This window comes from Sphingopyxis sp. EG6, assembly GCF_003609815.1.
Lineage (GTDB): Bacteria > Pseudomonadota > Alphaproteobacteria > Sphingomonadales > Sphingomonadaceae > Sphingopyxis.
The window spans coordinates 3086439-3107688 of sequence record NZ_AP017603.1; the positions used below are offsets into that span (position 1 = coordinate 3086439).

Annotated in this window: 10 protein-coding genes; 5 read left to right on the forward strand and 5 right to left on the reverse strand. The window is 66.1% G+C overall.

The genetic code is table 11. The annotated features are described in order from the left end of the window. Positions 1–268: 268 nt before the first annotated feature. On the reverse strand, positions 269–3343 hold the full coding sequence (locus SPYCW_RS15035; RefSeq protein ID WP_120217479.1) for a TonB-dependent receptor plug domain-containing protein: 3075 nt from the start codon (positions 3341–3343) through the stop codon (positions 269–271). Positions 3344–3524: 181 nt separating this feature from the next. Here SPYCW_RS15035 and SPYCW_RS15040 point away from each other — a divergent pair, with 181 nt between their 5' ends. The 5 genes from SPYCW_RS15040 (at position 3525) to SPYCW_RS15060 (ending at position 14277) form a co-directional block, all read left to right on the forward strand. Then, on the forward strand, positions 3525–3854 hold the full coding sequence (locus SPYCW_RS15040; protein ID WP_120217480.1) for a phosphoribosyl-ATP diphosphatase: 330 nt from the start codon (positions 3525–3527) through the stop codon (positions 3852–3854). A gap of 10 nt (positions 3855–3864) precedes the next feature. Continuing rightward, positions 3865–4242, forward strand: coding sequence for a histidine triad nucleotide-binding protein (locus tag SPYCW_RS15045; RefSeq protein WP_120217481.1), 378 nt, complete (start codon positions 3865–3867; stop codon positions 4240–4242). Between the two features lie 139 nt (positions 4243–4381). Next, positions 4382–10225: an alpha-2-macroglobulin family protein gene (locus SPYCW_RS15050; protein ID WP_331852369.1), complete on the forward strand. Its 5844-nt coding sequence runs from the start codon at positions 4382–4384 to the stop codon at positions 10223–10225. Between the two features lie 221 nt (positions 10226–10446). After that, positions 10447–12618, forward strand: coding sequence for a penicillin-binding protein 1C (gene pbpC, locus SPYCW_RS15055; protein ID WP_120217482.1), 2172 nt, complete (start codon positions 10447–10449; stop codon positions 12616–12618). Between the two features lie 102 nt (positions 12619–12720). Then, entirely contained in the window at positions 12721–14277 is a 1557-nt protein-coding gene (locus tag SPYCW_RS15060) for an amino acid permease (protein ID WP_120217483.1), read from the forward strand. A gap of 67 nt (positions 14278–14344) precedes the next feature. Here SPYCW_RS15060 and SPYCW_RS15065 read toward each other — a convergent pair whose 3' ends face one another. The 4 genes from SPYCW_RS15065 to SPYCW_RS15080 all read right to left on the reverse strand — a co-directional run bounded on the left by SPYCW_RS15065 (position 14345) and on the right by SPYCW_RS15080 (position 21180). Beyond that, a complete protein-coding gene (locus SPYCW_RS15065) occupies positions 14345–15589 on the reverse strand; it encodes a multidrug effflux MFS transporter (RefSeq protein ID WP_120217484.1) in 1245 nt (414 codons plus the stop codon). A 121-nt stretch (positions 15590–15710) separates the two neighbouring features. Further along, on the reverse strand, positions 15711–16010 hold the full coding sequence (locus SPYCW_RS15070; RefSeq protein ID WP_120217485.1) for a hypothetical protein: 300 nt from the start codon (positions 16008–16010) through the stop codon (positions 15711–15713). Positions 16011–16036: 26 nt separating this feature from the next. Then, entirely contained in the window at positions 16037–18922 is a 2886-nt protein-coding gene (locus SPYCW_RS15075) for a M16 family metallopeptidase (RefSeq protein WP_120217486.1), read from the reverse strand. A 101-nt stretch (positions 18923–19023) separates the two neighbouring features. Next, positions 19024–21180, reverse strand: a complete 2157-nt coding sequence (locus SPYCW_RS15080) for an acylase (protein WP_172595524.1) — start codon at positions 21178–21180, stop codon at positions 19024–19026. Between the last annotated feature and the right edge of the window lie 70 nt (positions 21181–21250).

The window sequence follows — 21250 nt, forward strand, 5'->3', positions numbered from 1 at the left end:
AGAGGCGCGCGGCCTTGTCCAGTGCTGGCGCCGGGTGAATGGCGGCTAGCGACCGATTGCGGACGTACGTCATTTCCTCTCTCCCCTTGTGGGAGAGATACGAAGGCTTGGCAGCTTTGCTGCCTAGCCGCAGTTGAGAGGGGGTTTGCGCGTGCTGGCGTCCGTCCCCTCACCAAGCTTCGCTAGCTCCTGACGGAGCAAGCTGCGCTATCCTCTCCCACAAGGGGAGAGGAGCTTGTGACCGCTCTCCTCCCCAAAGCAGCCCGCCCTAAATCCTCCCCCGCACCCCCACGAAGAACCGCCGCCCCAAATAGTCATACTGCGTGCCAAACGCCGGTGCCTGCCCGATCACCGGCGGCGTCGCCGTCACCACCGTCGAAACCCGCGGCGGCGGGGTGTCGAGCAGGTTCGCGACGCCCAAGGTAATCCGGAACCGGTCGGCAACATCGCGGCTCAGCGACAGCGAGTGATAGAAGGTCGCGGGCACGCTGACGTCCGGGCAGAAGCGCCCGCCGGGACGGAAACTCGACGTCCGGCACGCATCGCCGCCCTGCGCACGGAGCAGGTCTTCCTTGTTCGACGCCGCACCGGTGACGTCGAGCCCGTAAAACAACGTCCAGCCCCCCTTCATCCAGCCCAGGTTGAAATCGCCGACCCATTTCGGATTGCCGATCTTGCCATTGTCGTCGATTTGGGTGCCGGGGAACAGCGCAACCTTGTCCTCGATCTGCCAGACCATCTGCGCGCGGAACGCGAGCGACCCGAGGCGGCCAAGCTCCTGATCGAGCGCGAGCGACAGGTCGACGCCGCGACCCCGCTGGCGGCTGATGTTGACATAGCGGTCGGTGACGCTCGCGACGCTCTGCCGGTCGGGGCCGGCGGCGACGCGCGTGAACAGCCCGCACAGCGGCTCGCCCGTGACGTCGGAATCGTAGCAGCCGCGCAGGATATTGCCCGCGCCAAGCAAAGTGATCTCGTCTTTCACCTTGATGTCGAAATAATCGACCGCGAGCCGCGCCTTCAGCCCGCCCCACAGCGCGCCCGACACATCGGGGGTCAGGATGACCGACACCGTCTTTGCGATCGAAGTCTCGGGCTTCAGCCGCCCGATGCCGCCGCCCGACACGATCGTCGCGGGGCTGATCCCGCCCGCATAATTGGGCGCAATGCCCTCGGCGGCGCAATTGTCGAAGATACGCTGGCTGATCGCCCCCGCCGCCAGCCGCGCCGCGGTCTGGATGCACGGATCGATCGCCTGCTGGCCGAGGAAGCCCGTCTGGTCATTGAGGAAGAGTTCGAACAGCGCAGGCGCGCGGAACGACGTTCCCCAGGTGCCGCGAAACCGCAGCCAGTCGGTCACTGCCCAGTCGGCGCCGACCTTCCACGTCGTATCGCTGAAGCTGTCCTGCACCCCGTCGCCGCGCGTCGCCTCGACATGTGTATAACGCGCCGCGCCCGACAGGGTCAGCCGTTCGGCCATCGGCACATCTTCGAGCAACGGCACTTCGACCTCGCCGAAGACCTCCTTTGCCACGGTGCGTCCGGCGGTGATGCCCGATGTCGTGAAATTGGCGACATTGCCCGCGAGCGTCGCCTCGCCCGGCGTGTCGTCGATTTCGTCGCGGCGGATATTCGCGCCGACCGCGACACCGACCGGCCCCGCGGGCAGATTGAACAGCTTGCCCGTCAGCAGCGCCTCGGCCGACGTCTGCTTGAACAAGGTCCGCCCCGTCTCGCGCCCCGTCAGGAACGCGCGCTCGGCCGACGTGAAATCGCCGCGCAGCACGCGCGGGTCGGTGAAGTCGATGTCGATGCACGGAACGCCGCGGATCGCGGTCGTGGTTCCAGCGCACGATCGCGTGCGCAGCGTCTGCGACGCGAGCGCGTCCTGATAGATCACGTCCTGCGTATAGCTCGCGTCCGATCGGCTGTGCTGGCCGTGGACGTCCCATTTCCAGCCGCCGAATGTGCCGCGCAGGCCGAGCACGCCGCGATAATAATCGACGTCGGCGCTGCTCTCCGATCTCACCAGCACTTGCGGGCGCAGGATGATGTTGCCTCCGAACTCCGCGTTGAACGGATCGCCCATGTCGCCCGGATCGCAATTGTTCGCCGCGGGATTGCAGAGGAAGAAGGGCAGCATCGACGCGCCGGTAAATTGCTCGAGCGCCATCAGCTGGAAGCCGCTGTTCTGCGACTTGCGATTGCTGAACAGCGCTTCGCCATAGATCGTAACCCCGCCCGCCACCTCATAGGCGGCATCGGCGAAGGCGCTGATCCGCTTGACCCCCGAAAACACGTCCATATCCTGCTCGGCGGGCTCGAACTTGTTGAGCGCCCCGGTTGACGGGCCATCGAAATTGAGCCCGAAGAAATCGGCCGGGCCGAACACCCCGATCGGATTATAGGCGTTGATCGGCATGCCGACGCCCGCGAATTCGGCGCCATATTGGCCCGAAGCGATCAGCTGGCCGTTCGGCGCGATCAGCCCGGGACCAAAGGTCGGGAAACCATTTTGGTCGACCCCGGAAAAATCGCTGAAGGCGATCGCATTGCCCAGCGTGCCGCTGCACTGCGGCCGCGCGGTACGAAAATCGACGATGTCGGCGCGGCTGCCATCGGCCTCACGCTTCAAATATTCTTCGGCGCAGAACAGGAAGCCGCGGTCGCGGCGCGTCAGATTCTGCTGTTTGAAATAGTCGACCGTCGCGAAAAAATGGCCGCGATCGAATGTCTTGCCGAAGCTTGCATCGGCGCCATAGCTTTCGCCGCCGCCATGTTCGGTGATCGACGAAAAACCACCGACTTCGGCGCCGTCTAGATCATTGCGCGTCAGGATGTTGACCACCCCCGCGACCGCGTCGGAGCCATAGATCGACGAGGCGCCGGTTTTCAGCACCTCCACCTGCCGCACCACTGACAGCGGCAGCACATTGAGGTCGAAGGGGGCGACCGACCCGCGGATACCCGCCGGACCCGCGCGGCGGCCGTTGATGAGAACGAGCGTGCGCTCGGCGCCGAGCCCGCGCAGCGACACCGTCTGCACATCATTGCCGCCATTGGCGATCACGCGGTTCGACAGCGCCGAATTGATCTGGATCGACCCCTGCGCTGCGAGCGTCGATTGCAGCACATCGGCAAGCTGGACCTGCCCCTGCAGTTTGGCGCTTTCGGAGTCGATGATCTGGATCGGGTCGGCGCTGGTGAATTCGCTCTTCGCGATGCGCGATCCGGTGACGACGATGTCGTCCTCACCGCTCTGCGCGGCAGCGGGGGTTGCGATCAAGGCGATCGCCGAGGCCGTGGCGGCCAGCAACACCTGGGGGCGGGTGCCTGATTTCATGACATTTTTTCCGAACGTAAAAGTTGATCTCGCCCCCCGGCGGCGAAAAAATACGGCAAACCGCGTTTCGATATGGTTACCGACGCCTAAAAAATCGCCGCTGCGGCCTTCGTGCCGCACCCGCCGACGCTTGTCGCCGCCCGCCCGCGCCGCTAGTCACGCGCACAAAAGGAGCGTGTCGATGAGCAAGGCAATGGGTGAAGCGCTGGGGCGGCTCGAGGCCGTCATCCACGACCGGCTCGCCGCGGGCGAAGCTGAAGCCTCCTATGTCGCGAGCCTCGCCGCCAAGGGGCGCGGCAAGATCGCGCAAAAGCTCGGCGAAGAAGCCGTCGAGGCGGTGATCGCCGCGGTCAGCGAGGATGATCCGGCGCTCATCGGCGAAGCGAGCGACCTCGTCTTCCACCTCTCGATCCTGCTCGCCGAACGCGGGCTCACGTGGGACGCGATCGCCGCCGAACTCAGCCGCCGCCACGGCACCTCGGGCCACGCCGAAAAAGCCAGCCGCCAGTAAGGACATCTGCATGCCGATCGACGCCACCCAGCCCTATGACGACAATAATATCTTCGCGCGCATCCTGCGCGGCGAGCTGCCGTCGAAGACCGTCTATGACGACGACTATGCCCTCGCCTTCCACGACATCAACCCGCAGGCGCCGCTCCATCTGCTGGTGATCCCCAAGGGCGCCTATGTGAGCTGGGACGATTTCTCCGCGCGCGGCAGCGACGCCGAAATCGCCGGTTTCGTCCGCGCCGTCGGCCAGGTCGCGCGCGACGCGGGGCTCGTCGCCCCCGGCTACCGCCTGCTCGCCAACACCGGTCCCGACAGCCATCAGGAGGTTCCGCACCTCCACGTCCATATTTTCGCCGGGCAAAAGCTCGGCCCGATGCTCGCGCGCTGACTTTTCGCGGTCGTCTATGACCGCGGTCACAGCCGTTTCCCGAAACGCGGCTAAGCGTTCCCGGGACACGGCGACGGGTGGACAGCAGCGCCTGTTTCCAGCAGGATAAGCGCGCGAGTTTAGGCGGGGAGACGGCGGGATGAAAATGGGTTGGCGCGCGCTGGGAAAACGCCTGGCCGGCAGGGCAAAACTGGCGCTGCTTATCCCGCTCAGCCTCGCGATGGCGGCGACCGCGACCGCCGACACCGTGCCGCAGGTCACCCTTGCCACCCCCGGCAGCAGCAGCACCGGCGACGGCACGATCACCCGCTTCACCTTGCGCTTTTCCGAGGACATGGTCCCGCTCGGCGATCCGCGCGCCGCCGCCCCCGCGACCAACGATTGCAAATTGCCCGCCACCGGACGCTGGGTCGACACGCGCACCTGGGTGCTCGAGTTCGACAAACCGCTCCCCGGCGGGCTGCGCTGCCATGTCGAGCTCCGTAATGGCCTCAAGACCGCGCGCGGCATCGCCGTCGCGGGCAACGACCGTTTCGCGCTCGACACCGGCGGCCCTTCGGCGCGCGCCATCCTCGCAGGCGGCATCTACGACGGGATCGAGGAGGAGCAGATTTTCCTCGTCGCCACCAACGTCGCCGCCGACCGCGCCTCGGTCGGCCGCTTCGGCTATTGCGCGGTCGACGGCATCGGCGAGAAGATCCCGATCGACGTCCTGCCGCGCACCACCGCGACCGAAATCCTAACCGGGCTCGGCGACGCCAACTGGTCGCGCCAGTCCTTCACCTATGACGCCGGATTGCCGCAGCGCTTCCCCGCCGCGGGCGCCGACCGCGAGGCGCTGCTCGACCGCGTTGTCCCGGTCAAATGCCGCCGTCCGCTGCCTCCGGGGCGCGAGATGGCGGTCGTCTGGGACGCGCGCATTTCGCAAGCCGGCGTGTCGTCTCGCACCGCCGGGCGCGACCAGCGCTTCGATTTCGACGTCCGCCCCGCTTTCACCGCCAAAATGTCGTGCAGCCGCGTCAATCCGCAGGCGGGCTGCAACCCCGTCAAGGATGTGACGCTCAGCTTCGCCTCCCCCGTCGCGCGCGACACCGCGCTCGCCGCGACGCTGACCACCGCCGACGGCAAGCGTCTGACCCCCAAGGTCGACGACGACGACAAGAATGACGCCTACCTCACCAGCGTCCGCTTCGCCGGGCCGCTGCCGCAAAATGTCGACGCGACGCTGCTCCTTCCCGAGGGCGTCACCGACCAGAGCGGTCGCAAGCTCCAGAACCAGTCGAATTTCCCGCTGAAATTCCACATCGACCGCGCCCCGCCGCTCGTCAAATTCGCCGCCGAATTCGGCATCCTCGAGGCGGGCGAGGGCGGCGTCCTGCCCGTCACCGTGCGCGGGGTCGAAGGGACGATGGTGCAATCGAACCTCAAAATGCCCGCCACCGCGCTCCGGGTCGGCGACGACGATGCCGCGATCGCGCGCTGGCTGAAACGCGTCGATGACGCCGACGACACCGATTATCGCGAGGAAAAGGACCGCACCGGCAAGGACATCCGCGTCAATTACACCGGCAGCAAATCGGTGTTCGCCGATGCCCCCCCGGGCGGCGAGCGCCGCGCCCTGCAACTGACCCCGCCCGGCGGCGGCAAGGAATTCGAAGTCGTCGGCATCCCGCTTTCCGAAAAAGGCTTCCACGTCGTCGAAATCGCCAGCCCCGAACTCGGCGCCGCGCTGCTCGGTCGCAAGGCGACGCGCTATGTCGCGACCGCGGCGCTCGTCACCAACATGGCGGTGCATTTCAAATGGGGCAGCGAAGGCTCGCTCGCCTGGGTCACCGCGCTCGACACCGGCCTCCCCGTCGCGGGCGCCGAAATCCGCGTCTCGGACGGCTGTACCGGCCGCCTGCTCGCGCGCGGCACCGCCGACAAGGCGGGCCGCCTCGCCTTTGCCGGCGGGCTGCCCCAGCCCGAGACATATTCGAGCTGCGAAGAAACCCCCGATCCGACCAAGAGCGAGGGTCATGCGTTGATGGTCAGCGCACGGTCGGGCGACGATTTCAGCTTCACCCTCACCGATTGGGGCCGCGGCATCCGCCCATATGATTTCGACCTTCCTTACGGCTGGTCCGAACGCGAGGATATTCTCCACACCGTCTTCGACCGCGCGCTCGTCAAGGCGGGCGAGACCGTCCATATGAAGCATATCCTGCGCCGCCCGGTCGGCACCGGCTTCATGACGCCGCAGCCGCTCGCGGGCAAACTCCGCCTCGTCCACCGCGGTTCGGACACCGAATTCGAAATGCCCTTCGCGATCGCCGTGACCGGCAGCGGCGACAGCGTCTGGAACGTCCCCGCCTCCGCCCCGATGGGCGATTATGAGCTCGTCTTCGTCACCAAGGACAAGGACGGCGAGGACAAGACGATCTGGTCGGGCCAGTCGGTCAAGGTCGACGAATATCGCCTGCCGACGATGAAGGCCGCGGTCACCGGGCCGAAAACGGCGCTCGTGCGCCCCGCCGCGGTGCCGCTTTCGCTGTTCGTCGGCTATCTGTCGGGCGGCCCCGCCGCCAATATCCCCGTCGAACTGCGCACCAATTTCCGCTCCAGCTGGTCGCCTCCGCAAGATTATCGCGACTGGGATTTCGACGGCCAGCCGGTGAAGGAAGGCGTGATCCAGCTCGACGACAGCGGCGACGAGCCCGCCGCCGAGCTGCCGCTCGCGCGCTCGGTGCCGCTCAAGCTCGACGCCAATGGCGGCGCCACCGCCAATGTCACCGTCGACCAGCCGATCACCGAACCGACGGTGATGGCGGCCGAAATGGATTATGAGGACGCCAATGGCGAAACGCTGACCGCCAGCCGCCGCATCACCCTCTATCCCTCCGCCGTCCGCCTGGGACTCAAGACGGACGGCTGGCTGATGCGCGACAACGACCTCAAGCTCAATTTCATCGCGCTCGACCTCGAAGGCAATCCAATTTCGGGCCAGCGCATCTCGGTCGCGCTCTACAACCGCGAGATCATCACCGCGCGGCGCCGCCTTATCGGCGGCTTCTACGCCTATGACAACCAGATGCGGACGACGAAGCTCGCCGCCAGCTGCTCTGCGACCACCGACAAGCTCGGCCGCGCGCGCTGCGCGATGGCGCCCGGCATCTCGGGCGAAGTGACCGTGGTCGCAACGACGCTCGACGCCGACGGCAATGAAGCGCGCGCCGTCCGCTCGGTCTGGCTCGCGGGTGACAATGAATGGTGGTTCGGCGGCGACAATGGCGACCGCATGGACGTCATCGCCGAAAAACCGCGCTACGCCGCGGGCGACACCGCCAGCTTCCAGGTCCGCATGCCGTTCCGCGAAGCGACCGCACTCGTCACCGTCGAACGCGAGGGCGTGCTGTCGAGCTTTGTCGTGCCGCTCAAGGGCACCAACCCGGTGGTCAAGGTCAAGCTGCCCGCGACCTACGCCCCCGACGTCTATGTCTCGGTGATGGCGGTGCGCGGGCGCGTGACCGGCGAGGAAAGCTGGTTCCGCAAGATGAAGCGCGCGGTCGGTTTCAAGATCGAGAATAGCGAAGGCGCCCCGCCTACGGCTCTGGTCGACCTCGCCAAGCCCGCCTATCGCATGGGCATTGCGCGGATCAAGGTCGGCTGGGAAGGCCATCAGCTTGGCGTCAAGGTCAAGGCCGACAAGGCGAAATATGCAGTCCGCGAAACCGCCAAGGTCGCGATCGAGGTCAAGACTCCGGGCGGCAAGGCGCCCAAAAACGCCGACGTCGCCTTTGCCGCTGTCGACGAAGCCTTGCTCCAGCTCGCCCCCAACGACAGCTGGGAGCTAATCGAGGCGATGATGGGCGAACGCACCCTCGACGTCCTCACCTCGACCGCGCAGATGCAGGTCGTCGGCAAGCGGCATTATGGCCGCAAGGCGCTCGAACCCGGCGGCGGCGGCGGCGGCGACCTGTCGGGACTGACCCGCGAGGATTTCCGCCCCGTCCTGCTGTGGAAGGGCAATGTCCCGCTCGATGCGAAGGGCCGCGCCACGGTCGACGTGCCGCTGTCGGACAATCTTTCGGGCTTCCGGCTCGTCGCGATCGCGACCGACGGATCGCAATTCTTCGGCACCGGCGAAACCAGCGTCCGCACCGTGCAGGATCTCGGCATCTATTCCGGGATGCCCGAACTGGTGCGCACCGGCGACACCTATGATGCGCGCTTCACGCTCCGCAACGGCACCGATCAGGCGATGGAGGTCACCGCGACCCCGTCGCTGTCGCCCGCCGTCGCGACCGCGCCGCCGCTCACCGTCACCATCCCGGCGGGCGGCGCGGTGCCGATTAGCTGGTCCATGACCGCCCCCGAACAAACCGGCCCGATCGAATGGACCGTCGATGCGGTGGCGAAGGGCGGCAAGCAACGCGACCGGCTGGTGTTCCAGCAGGTCGTCGAACCCGCGGTGCCGGTCGAAACCTGGGCCGCCAGCCTGTTCCGCGTCGGCCCCGCCACGACGCTGCCGATCGCTATCCCGGCGGGCGCGTTGCCCGGCGGCTATGTCGACGTCGCGCTCGCCGGAACGCTCGCACCGCCCTTGTCGGGCGTGCGCGACTATATGGCTGCCTATCCCTACACCTGCTTCGAACAATCGACCTCGCGCGCGATTGCGCTCGGCGATCTCGGCCGCTGGCAGGCGCTCGCCGAAGCGATGCCGACCTATCTCGATGGTGACGGCCTGCTGCGCTACTGGCCCAATGAGCGGCTGGAGGGGTCGATCGAACTCACCGCCTATGTGCTGAGCATCACCGCGGCGAACGGCTATGCGATCCCCGAGGCGTCGAAGGCCAGGATGGTGGCGGCGCTACAGGCGGTCGTCGAAGGTCGCCTCACCCGCCGCGGCTATGGCCCGTGGGACATCCGCCCCGTCCGCATCGCGGCCTTGGCGGCGCTCGCCCGCAACAAGGCTGCCAGCCCGGGGCTCGTCGCCGCGATCGACGTCGCGCCGGTCGACATGGCGACCGGCACCCTCGCCGACTGGCTGGTTGCGATCGAAAAGGCGCCCGGGGTGCGCAACGCCCCCGCGCTGCGCACCGCCGCCGAAGCCGAGCTGCGCAAGCGCCTCGTGTACGAAGGCACGCGCCTCGACCTCGTCGACGACGCCCGCGCCCCCTGGTGGATGATGACCAGCGGCGACGAAATGGCGATCAAGGCATTGGAAGCCGTCCTCGGCCGCAAGGGTTGGGAGGATGACGCGGGCAAGCTGATGGTCGGGGTCGCCCAGCGCCAGCGCCGGGGCCATTGGGACACCACCCCCGCCAATGCGTGGGGCGCCGTCACCGTCCGCCGCTTCGCCGAGCTGTATCCGGCGAGCGCGATCACCGGCGTCACCAATATCAGCCTTGCCGGCGCCAGCGCCTCGCAAAGCTGGCCGCTGCCCGCCGAAACGCCCTCACCGCTCCGCGTCGCGCTCAACGCCGCAACGATGAGCCTTCAGCATCAGGGTAGCGGCGCGCCCTGGGCGACGGTCAGCGTCAAGGCCGCCGTGCCATTGAAGGAACCGCTCAACGCCGGTTACCGGATCAAGCGCTCGGTCAGCATCGTCAAGGCGGCGAACAAGGATCGCCTGACCCGCGGCGACGTGATCAAGGTGCGGATCGAGGTCGTCGCGGCGGCGGGCCGCACGTGGGTCGTGATCAACGATCCGATCGCACCCGGCGCGACGATCGTCGGCAACCTCGGCGGCCAGTCCGAAATGCTCGCCAATCAAGCAGGCGGATCGGGCGCGCAGCCGAGCTATGTCGAGCGCGGCCGCGACAGCTGGCGCGGCTATTTCGGCTGGATGCCCGCGGGCACCCACGCGGTCGAATATGTCGTGCGCTTGAATGGCTCAGGCCGCTTCTCGCTCCCCCCGACACGCGTCGAGGCGATGTACTCACCCGCGATCCGTGGGCAATGGCCGAACGCGCCGCTGACGGTGGCGAGTGTGGGGCAGTGATGGGACACTCGCCTTCCTACTCTCCGTTCGTGTCGAGCGAAGTCGAGACACCCCGCGGGCGCGCGACATCCCGACGTCGCTCGATGCGAACGGAATTAGTGACATGCAGGCGGTTTCATAAATTCGTCACCCTGAACTTGTTTCAGGGTCCATGGCCTGCCCTCGCCGCCAACGCCGCGCCAAAGGCAACCTCCGGCCATGGATGCTGAAACGAGTTCAGCATGACGAAGTTCAAAGAAGGCGCGGCTAGCCTCCCCCGCCAAGGCCGCTGGCCCCACGCCCTCGCATGGCTCGCCCTTGCCCTGCTCATCCTGACCACCGCCGCCCACCTCGCCACCAAACCACCCCCCATGCCCACCTACGCCGCCGTCCGCGCCGACTGGCAGCCCAGCGAAGCCTGGCTCTACGACCGCGACGGCCGCCTCCTCGACAGCGAGCGCGTCAATTTTGAGCGCCGCCGCCTCGCCTGGGTGCCGCTGCAAGACATCAGCCCCGCCGTCCGCGATGCGGTGGTGAAAGCCGAAGACCGGCGCTTCTGGTCGCACGGCGGGGTCGACTGGCTCGCGGTCGCCAGCGCCGTCCGCGCGCGGCTCAAGATCGGGGGCACTGGCGACCGCTCGCGCGGCGCCTCGACCCTTCCCATGCAACTCGCCGCCTTCCTCGACCCCGGCCTCGCGCAGCCGGGCCAGCGCGACTGGCGCACCAAGCTCCGCCAGATGCGCGCCGCGCAGGCGCTCGCCGCCACATGGTCGCACGACCAGATGCTCGAGGCCTATTTCAACCTCGTCCCCCTGCGCGGCGAGGCGCAGGGGATCGGTGCGGGCGCGCAAAGCCTGTTCGGCAAAAAACCCGCCGACATGACGCGCACCGACGCCGCGCTGTTCGCAGGGCTGTTGCCCAATCCGACCGCGGGCGCCGAGGCGCTCGGCCGCCGCGCTTGCCGGGTGGCGCAAACCACAGACTGCTCCGCGATCCGCGCCGCCGCCGCGACCCTCGTCTCGGGTGAACATGCCGCGCGGTTCGACCCCGCGCTGGCGCCGCACCTCGCCGTCCGCCTGCTCCACCAGCCCGGCAAGCGCGTCACCACCACGATCGACCGCCGCATCCAGACCGCCGCGATCGTCGCGCTGCGCCGTCAATTATCGGGTCTGGGATCAGATCGCGTCCGCGACGGCGCGGTCGTTGTGCTCGACAATGCGACTGGCGAGGTGCTCGCCTATGTCGGCGGCGTCGGCCTTAAATCGACCGCCGCATCGGTCGATGGTGCCAATGCGCGGCGGCAGGCGGGTTCGACGCTGAAACCGCATCTCTATGCGCAGGTGATCGAACATGGCTGGCTCACCGCCGCCTCGATCCTCGACGACAGCCCGGTCCAGCTCGACACCGCGTCGGGGCTGTACGTCCCCAAAAACTACGACCGCAGCTTCAAGGGGCCGGTCAGCGTCCGCCACGCGCTCGCCGCCTCGCTCAACGTCCCCGCCGTCCGCGCCCTCGTCATCGACGACGTCCAGCAATTCCGCGACCGCCTGTGGGCCTTGGGCTATCACGGCCTTGTCGAGGACGGCGAATATTACGGCTTCTCCCTCGCGCTCGGCTCGGCCGAAGTTTCGCTCGCTGAGCAAGCTAACGCATTCAGAACATTCGCCAATATGGGAAAGTGGTCGCCCGTCACCTTCAACGCTGCGCGGCACCTTCGCCAGCTTCCGCCGCGCCAGGTCGTCAGCCCCGCCGCCGCCTTCATCGTCGGCGACATCCTCGCCGACGCCGCCGCGCGCACCGACGCCTTCGGCGCCGACAGCGCGCTCCGCCTCCCCTTCTGGGCGGCCGCAAAGACCGGGACCTCGAAAGGCATGCGCGACAATTGGTGCATCGGCTGGTCCGACCGCTTCACCGTCGCCGTCTGGGTCGGCAATCTCGAGGGCGATGCAATGCGCGCCGTCTCCGGCACCTCGGGCGCCGCCCCCGTCTGGCGCGACGTGATGCTCGCGCTCCATGCCGGCCGTCCCGGCAAGGCTCCAGCGATGCCCGCGGGCGTCGAGGCACGTCAGATCGCGCTCCCCGGCACCCGCGAACCGCCGCGCCGCGAATATTTCCTGACCGGCACCGCGCAAACCGAAATGGCCGCAGCGCCGCAAGCCGCGCGCCGCCCGCGCATCACCAGTCCGGTCAGCGGCAGCGTCTATGCGCTCGACCCCGACATTCCGATCGACCGCCAGCGGCTCGCGGTCACGGTCAGCGGTTCGGTCGCCGGATACCGGCTGCTGCTCGACAAAAAGCCGCTCGGTGACGCCGATGCGGGGCAGCAAATCCTGCCGCGCCCGGGCAGCCATATGCTCGCGCTGGTCGATCCCGGCGGACGGATGATCGACCGGGTGCGCTTCACGGTGCGATGAAGCGCTTGTAACAAGCCTGAAATTAAGTTGCGCTGGCGCGCGAAGCGTCTAGTCTGCGCGGCAGGAGAATGGCGGCAAAGTCGCCAAAAAGGGGAAGTTCACATGATATTTGGTCGCGTCAAACCGATCGACGCCATTTTGGCCACGGCCGAAAAGAAATCGCTCCATCGCTCGCTCGGTGCCCTGCAACTGACCCTGTTCGGGATCGGCTGCGTCATCGGTACCGGCATTTTTGTGCTGACCTCGGCAGGCGCGCAAAAGGCCGGTCCTGGCCTGATGCTCGCCTTTGCCATCGCCGGGGCGATCTGCATCGTCGCGGCGCTCTGCTACGCCGAAATCGCCGCCATGATGCCCGTCGCGGGCTCCGCCTACACCTACACCTATTCGGTGATGGGCGAAATTCTCGCCTGGTCGGTCGGTTGGGCGCTCGTCCTCGAATATGCTGTCGCGGCGAGCGCGGTGTCGGTCGGCTGGTCCGGCTATTTCTCCGGGACAATATTGAACGAGTTTCTGGGCATACAATTGCCCGCCTATCTGGCGGCCGGACCGCTGGCCCTGGGCGGCGCGCCCGGCGGTCTGATCAACTTGCCCGCCGTCGTCATCGCCTTGCTGGTGACCTGGCTGCTGATGATCGGCACCACCGAATCCGCCCGCGTCAACGCCGTTCTGGTCGCGATCAAGGTGACCGCGCTCACCGCCTTCATCATCCTGACGCTGCCGCAGGCCGAAATGGACAAGTTCAACCCGTTCCTGCCCGCGGGCGTGTTCGGCGGGCTTGGTTCGGGGATCGGTGCCGTTGGCGCCGCCGCGACGATCTTTTTCGCCTATGTCGGGTTCGACGCGGTATCGACGGCTGCCGAAGAAACGCGCGATCCGCAAAAGAATGTGCCGATCGGCCTGATCGGATCGCTGCTGATCTGCACCATCTTTTACATCCTCGTCGCCGCCGGCGCGATCGGCACGATCGGTGGCCAGCCGATCATGGGGCCGAACGGCATTCCCTTCCCCGCCGGTTCGGCCGAGCTCGCACGCCAGTGCGCGCTGCCCGAATATTCGGGGATGCTGGTCTGCTCGAACGAAGCTTTGGCGCATGTTCTGCGCGAAATCGGTTTCTCGGGCATCGGCAACATGCTGGGGATCGCAGCCTTCGTCGCACTGCCGTCGGTGATCCTGATCCTGCTGTTCGGCCAGACGCGCATCTTCTTCGTGATGTCGCGCGACGGCCTGCTGCCCGAAGGCCTGTCGAAAATCCACCCCAAGTGGAAAACGCCCTATGTCGTCACCGCGATCACGGGCAGCGTCGTTGCCTTTGCCGCGGCGTTCCTGCCGGTGGGGCAGCTCGCCGATATCGCCAATGCGGGGACGCTTTATGCCTTCTTCATGGTCGCGCTCGCGGTGATGTTACTCCGCAAAACCGAACCGAGTCGTGTGCGGCCGTTCCGCACACCCGCGCTCTGGTTGATCGGGCCGTTGACGATGGCAGGCTGCGTGTTCCTGTTTCTGAATCTGCCTTTTGAAGCGATGCTGGTCCTGCCCGGCTGGGCAGCAATCGGCTTTGTGGTCTACTTCGCCTACGGCTACCGCAAGAGCCACCTCGGCCAGGGTCTGGTCGAGGTTCATGAAGGCGAACTGGAACCAACGGCGCCGATCCACGACTAAGGCCTGGTCGCAGACCGGGTTTGGAAGAGCCGCCGCAGCCTGTGCTGCGGCGGCTTCTTCATTTTTGTCAGTAAGGCGTCTTGGGCGCGGTCCCCGGCCGGGTGAACAGCTTGCCGCGCTCGGCCCAGAACACCAGCGCAAGGCCGACGATCGCGCTGATCAGAAAGGCAAAAGCGAGCGGCAGCGTCGTGCCGTCATATTGCTGGCCGATCAACGCCCCGACCGTCGCGGCAAGCAGCGTCTTGGCAAAGCTTTGGTACGATGAGGCGACCCCGGCCATATGACCGAAATCCTCCATGGCGATCGATCCGAAATTGCTGCCGATAAAGCCGATCAACCCGACATTGACCATCATCAGCACGGTGAACATCCACAGCGTTTCGGCGCCGCTGAGCGCCGCGGCGATCTGCGCGATCGACGTCGCCATGAAAGCGAACACCGCGCTTTGCGACACACGTCGCGCGCCGAACCGCTCGACGATCGCCGCGTTCGAGAAATTGGCAATCGCGATCCCCACCGCGACGCAGGCAAAGATCAGCGGGAACCAGCTCTGCGCATCGAAGACTTCGTCGATGATCTGCTCGCTGCTGTTGAGATAGCCGTAGAGCGCCCCCTGCATCATGCCCGACGCGATCATATACCCTGCGGCGCGGCGATGCCGCGTCACCGTCGCCCAGCCGCTGACCATCGTCCGCCAGTCAAGTGGGCGCACGTCGGCGGGCTCGAGCGTCTCGGGCAGACGGCGCAGCCACGCAATCATGGCCAGCCCCATCACCGCGAGCACGATGAAAATCGCGCGCCAGCCCGCCAGCGCCGCGACCCCCGCTCCGATCGTCGGCGCGATGATCGGCACGATCATGAAGACGAGGAAGATCAGCGACAGCCGCTTCGCCATCGCATCGCCCGCGAACAGGTCGCGGATCACCGCGATCACGATCACCCCGAGCGCCGCGCTGACCAGCCCATGGCCGAAACGCAGCGCGAGCAGCATCGGAAAGCTCGTCGCCAGGCCGCAGCCGATCGAAAAGGCCACATAGGCGAACAGCGCCGGAACCAGCACGCCCTTGCGCCCGAACCGGTCGGCCAGCGGACCATAGATAAGCGATCCGAAACCGATGCCCAGCAGATAGAGCGAGATGACATATTGCCGGTCATTGGCAACAAGCACCCCCAGCCCTTTGCCGATAGCGGGCAGCGCGGGCAGCATGGCGTCGATGGCGAGCGCGTTGAGTGCCATCACCATCGCCATCATGACCACCATTTCGCGGTCAGCCGGCAGGGTCCGCTTGGGGGGTGGGGCCGGGCTGTGCATCGGGGCAGCCTATGCGCCGATGCAGTTGCTTTGGCCACCCCCAAGGCAAAAAGCATTGCTATGCAAAGCAAAAGGGCCGCTCCCTTTGGGAACGGCCCTTCGCACGTCTCTGCCGGAAAGATCAGCCCTGACGGGTGCCCGTCATCGCCATCGATCCGAACGCACCAGCCTTGATCGTCCCGGTCAGCGCGTCGCCGTCGATCGTCGCTTCGCATTCGAGCGTCATCGGCATCGGCACCTTCATGTTCATGGTCCAGGTCAGCTTGTTGCCGTCGACCTTGCCATTTTCCACGTCGAGCGCGCCCATCGCGCCGGCGTTCGATCCGGTGAAGCTGTCGCCGTCACTCTTGACCGTGAACACCGATTTCTGATCGCCCATCGGCGACTTGGTCACGCAATCATAGCTGCCATCTACGGACATCGAAGCTCTCCTTACTGAAATCAATGTTAGTTAATCGGAGTCGCTGTTTCCACCGGCAAACCCAATCCGTCAAGCTGCGGTTTGACGACCGCGGCATCGCCAACGACGACATAGACCAGATCATCGGTGCTCAGCGCCTTACGCGCCGCGGCATCAATTTCGGCCGCCGTCATCGCTTCATAGGTCGCGGGCAGCGTCTCGTAATAATTGTCGGGCCGCCCGAACTTCACGATATTGCGCAATCCCGCCAGCACATCGGCCGAGGTTTCGAAGCTGCCCGGCAATTCACGGACGCTGCCGTTGACCGTGCGTTCCAGCTCTTCCTTGGTCACGCCCTTGTCGGCGAGGAAGCTCTTGAGGTCGCTCTGCAGTTCCTTGATCGAATCGCCGGTGCGATCGGCCTGCACCGGCGCCACCGCGACCCAGCTCAGCCGGTCGGTTTCCCCCGAAATGCGGCTGCGCACGCCGTAGGACCAGCCCTTGGTCTCGCGCAAATTGGTGTTGAAGCGCGACAGGAAATTGCCGCCGAAAATGTCGTTGGCCGACCGCAGCACTTCCAGGCTGTCGCCGCCCTTCGCATCGAGCACCTTGCCCGCCAGAATGATCGACTGCGGCGATTTGGGGCGGTCGAAGAACAGGATGCGCGGCTTGGGTGCAGGGATTGCGACGGCGAAATTCTTGACCGGCTTCGCGGTTTTCGGCGCCTTCCACTGGCCCAGCGTCGCGTCGAGCTGTTTCTTCACTTCGGCCAGCGTCGTATCGCCGACGACGAACACGCGTGCGTTGTCGGGACGGATCCAGGCGCTGTGGAACGCGGCGAGCTGATCGCGCGTCGCCGCCTCGACCGCCTTCGCGTCGCCCAGCCCCGACGGCGGAATGCCATAGGGATGGTCGGCGCCATACAACATCGGCGCCATCAGGCGCGCCGCGATCGCATTCGGATTGTTGAGTTCGGCCTTCAGCCGGTTGAGTTGCTGCGCCCGCACACGCTCGAGTTCCTTGGCATCAAACGCCGGATTGCGGATATAATCGGCAAGCAACGACAGCGATGCGCCAAGATTGGGCTTCAGCGCGAACAGGCTGAACACCGTTTCATCGGCGTTGGCGGTCGCATCGATCTGCGCTCCCAGCCGTTCCTTTGCTTCGGCAAAGGCGATCGAGTTGAGGCTGGTGGTGCCTTCGTCCATCAGGCTGAGCATCAGCGACTGGGTGCCGAGCGCGCTATGCGGATCGGCGGCATAGCCCGCATCGAAGCTGACCGCGACATTGACCGTCGGCACCGTGGTACGGCGCGCGAAGACGACCTCGACGCCGTTTTTCAGCGTCGCCCGCTCGATTGCCGGAAAATCGAGCGCGGTAAGATCAGCGACCGCCGGAAACTGCGACCGGTCGGCGATCGAGGTCGCCGCGCCGATACCAGTATCGGGACCGATATCGCCGAGCGCCGGATTCCAGTAGCGATCAGGCGCCACCGCTTCGACCAGCTTGCCTGCGGTCACCGCGCCGCCGCGATTCTCGCCGCCTTCGGTGCGTTCGCCGGGGGTGTAGGTCAGCGAAAAGGCCGGGCGCGACATCCATTTGCGCGCGACGGCGGCGACCTGTTCGGGTGTCGCCTTCGCCATCCGGTCGAGCTCGACCTTGTAATAGGCGGGATCGTTCGAATAGAGCGCGCCCTCCGCGAGCGCGACCGCCTTGCCGCCAAAGCCGCCGACCGCTTCAAGCCCGGCGATCGTGCCGCCCAGATAGCTGGCCGCGGCGCGCTGAAGCTCATCGGCGGTCGGCCCGTTCGCGAGGAACTTGGCGATTTCCGCGTCCAGCTTCTTGCCGACGGTATCGACATCGGTACCGGGCTTCACATCGGCCTGGACGACCAGCAAGCCCGCATCTTCAAACGTCTGCGCAAAGGCACCGACGCTCACCGCCACCGGATCGGTGCGGACCATCGCATTGTCGAGCCGCGACGACGACAACCCGCCGAGCACCGCGGTCGCCATCTGCAACGGCACCGCTTCGGCATCGTTGAGCCCCGGAATGGCCCACATGCGATAGACGCGCGGGGTCGGGATCAGGTCCTTGACCTCTTTGGCGAGCGGGGCGGGCAGCGTCGGCACCGACGCGGCGGGCGCCTGAACCGCAGTCCCGCGCGGGATGTCGCCGAACCATTGCTGGACCTTCGCCTTTGCGGTTGCGACGTCGATGTCGCCCGCCAGCACCAGCACCGCATTGTTCGGCCCGTAATTGTCGGTGAACCACTTCTTCACATCGTCAAGGCTCGCCGAATTGAGGTCGGCCATCGAACCGATGGTGCTGTGGTGATAGGGATGCCCCTTGGGGAACAGATTTTCGAAGATTTCGTAGCGCAGCAGGCCATAGGGGTTATTGTCGCCCTGTCGCTTTTCATTTTGGACGACCCCGCGCTGGTTATCGAGCTTTTCCTGCGTCACCGCGCCGAGCAGGTGCCCCATGCGGTCGCTTTCGAGGAACAGTGCGAGATCAAGCGCGCCGGTCGGAACCGTCTCGAAATAATTGGTGCGGTCGACGTTGGTCGTCCCGTTGAAATCGGTCGCGCCAACCTGCTGCAAGGGCTCGAAAAAGTCGTTCGGTGCATTTTCCGACCCGTTGAACATCAGATGTTCGAACAGATGCGCAAAGCCCGTCTTGCCCTTGGGTTCATGCTTCGATCCGACGCGGTACCACACCGACACCGCGACAACGGGCGCCTTGCGGTCCTCGTGGACGATGACGCGCAGACCATTGTCGAGCGTGAAGTCTTCGTGCGGAATATCGACCGCCTTCACCAGATCGGCGATCGGCGCCGGATCGGCGGCCTTCGACTTGGCGAACGCGGGGCCGGCAGCGACGAGCGACGTGGTCGCCGCCAGGGCAAGGGCGAAACGATGGAAACGGGGCATGGACTTCCTCTTGGATTACGAACGCAGAAGTTTTTGCGCCTGCGCGCGACCGCGTACCGGACGGCACTGTATCAGGGGTTTAGGACAGCCGTTCGCGGCTTTCAAGGCCGATAGAAGCGCGCCCCGCTGGCCTTCAACGCCGCCGGATCGAACAACACGGGTTTCAGCTGGTGTCGCACGAACAGCGGCGCCTGATCATTATAATGCGGGCTTTCGGGCCGCGTCGTCGCCGACCCGAACGGCTGGATCGATTCCGAGCGCACCCGGCCCGCCGCGTCCCACGTCACGAACATGATGAAACTGTCGCCGTGGCGCACTTTCAGGCGCCCGTCGGGCTCGGCGTCCCACAGTGTCGACGCGCGCACCGTGTCGTTGCCGCCGTCGAGCGGCAGGTCGATCCGCGACGCGCCTTCGCCGTGACGCAGCCGCAGCACGGTCCCGAGTTTCGGATCGAGCCCGCCGAAATGTTCCTGCAAATGCGCCACCGTTTCGGCCAGCACGGTGCGCGGATCGGGACCGGCGCGGCGCTGGTAATGACTGCCGTTAGCGGGGCGCAGCACCATCAGCGCCAGCGCGTCGCCCTTCCCCTTGCCGTCGAGGTTCCAGTCCCAGCGGCGGAGCAAATTTTGCGCCGCGACCAGCGCCGGATCGTCCTTGACGTTCAACGCGAGCAGGCGGTCCATCCACGCCTTGGCGTAACCCGACCGTGCATAGGCGGTGTCATATTTGATCGCCTTCAGCCGCGCCTCGTCGATCTGCCCCGATGCTTCGAACAGCTCGATCAACCGCGTCGCGCGATTGGTCATATCGTCCTCGACCCCCAGCAGCGGCGAGAAAGCCGCGGCGTCGAGCTCGTCGCCCGGGCCCGCGGCGACCCACGGCGTGTTGTTGGCGTTCATGACATATCCCGAGCGTGGATTGACCAGCGCCGGAACGCGATCGAACGGCAGTGTCTTTGTCCACAGCGCCGCCGAGCGATCGCCCGGCAACACCCCGCGCCAGTTGAATCCGTCGGGCCGGTCGGGGAACATCGCATTATAGAAAAGCCCGATATTCCCCTTGGCATCGGCGTAGATGAAATTGGTCGCGGGGACGCCCTGCCCCGCCATCGCGGCGCGCCATTCGGCAAAATCCTTTGCCTTGTTCAGCCGATAATATTGGGTGACCATCGCCGCCTGGTCGATCCCGGCATAGCGAATGGCAAAGGCGCCCTTGTCGTTCTTGACCACGGGGCCGTGGATCGATCGATAAACGGTCCGCGGCACCGGCAGCACGAACGGGCCGAATTTGACCTTCAGCCAGACGCGCTTCGCCTCCAGCGGCCGCCATGCGCCATCGTAGCGATATTGCTCGCCGCTCTCATCGAGCACCAGCTTGTACACGTCGATCAGGTCGGGACGATTGACCGTGTTCGTCCACCCCAGATATTTGTTGTGCCCAAGGAACGGATAGGGCGAACCGGGGAAGTTGGCGCCCGCAAAGTCCCAGCCTTCCTCGCTATGGACGACGAGTTCGTACCAGGCGACGCCGCCCGTCCATGGCTGGTGCGAATTCGACACCAGCCGCGTCGCGCCATCGGTCGAGCGCGCGGGCGCGACTGCCATCGCATTCGATCCGTTGCTGGCGGGATCGCTGCCGACCGGCGTATCGGCGCGCGGCACGATCTTCCCCGTCGCGTCGAGCGCGGGTCCGCCCTCGCGGTGCATACCCTTGCCCTCGACCAGTTGGCCGAGCACCGAATCGAGACCGAAAAAGAAGGGCGAGCGCAGCACGAAACCCGCGACCACATCCTCGCCGGTCACCGGGAACAGCCCCGACAAGCGCACCTTGTCCGGATGCTTGTCGGCATAATGATTGAGCCCTGCGGCATAGGCGGTGAACAGCGCTCGCACATCGGCGGGAAGGCGCGGCCAGTCGCGCGCTGTCGTCGCGCGCACGTCGAGCAGGGCCGCGGCATAATCCACCTTCGCGCCATCGGCGCCCAGCATCGCCCCCGCGCGCCCGCGCGTCATCGCCAGCACTTCCTGCAGGGTCGCAAAATCATCCTCGGCATGCGCATAGGCAACGCCATAGGCGACGTCGGCGTCGGTCTTGCCGAAGATATGCGGTACCCCGAACTTGTCGCGCGCGATGCGGACGTCGGCAGGCTGGTAGGCCGGTGCGGCTGGCGCTTCGGCAGTCAGCGGTTCCCACAGCGCCAGCGACGCGGCGGTAACGACGAGCAACAGCAAAAATCCCAGCAAAATCCGTCGCAACATCTCTGGTCCCTTTTATGCGCTCGATCCGCGCCTGTCTGACCGCCATGTCGTCCGATGGCAAGCAACTGTC

Coding starts and splice junctions, on each gene's coding strand:
- pbpC (WP_120217482.1), top strand. CDS start 10,447: ATGACGAAGTTCAAAGAAGGCGCGGCTAGCCTCCCCCGCCAAGGCCGC.
- SPYCW_RS15035 (WP_120217479.1), bottom strand. CDS start 3,343: ATGAAATCAGGCACCCGCCCCCAGGTGTTGCTGGCCGCCACGGCCTCG.
- SPYCW_RS15075 (WP_120217486.1), bottom strand. CDS start 18,922: ATGCCCCGTTTCCATCGTTTCGCCCTTGCCCTGGCGGCGACCACGTCG.
- SPYCW_RS15065 (WP_120217484.1), bottom strand. CDS start 15,589: ATGCACAGCCCGGCCCCACCCCCCAAGCGGACCCTGCCGGCTGACCGC.
- SPYCW_RS15070 (WP_120217485.1), bottom strand. CDS start 16,010: ATGTCCGTAGATGGCAGCTATGATTGCGTGACCAAGTCGCCGATGGGC.
- SPYCW_RS15060 (WP_120217483.1), top strand. CDS start 12,721: ATGATATTTGGTCGCGTCAAACCGATCGACGCCATTTTGGCCACGGCC.
- SPYCW_RS15045 (WP_120217481.1), top strand. CDS start 3,865: ATGCCGATCGACGCCACCCAGCCCTATGACGACAATAATATCTTCGCG.
- SPYCW_RS15050 (WP_331852369.1), top strand. CDS start 4,382: ATGAAAATGGGTTGGCGCGCGCTGGGAAAACGCCTGGCCGGCAGGGCA.
- SPYCW_RS15040 (WP_120217480.1), top strand. CDS start 3,525: ATGAGCAAGGCAATGGGTGAAGCGCTGGGGCGGCTCGAGGCCGTCATC.
- SPYCW_RS15080 (WP_172595524.1), bottom strand. CDS start 21,180: ATGTTGCGACGGATTTTGCTGGGATTTTTGCTGTTGCTCGTCGTTACC.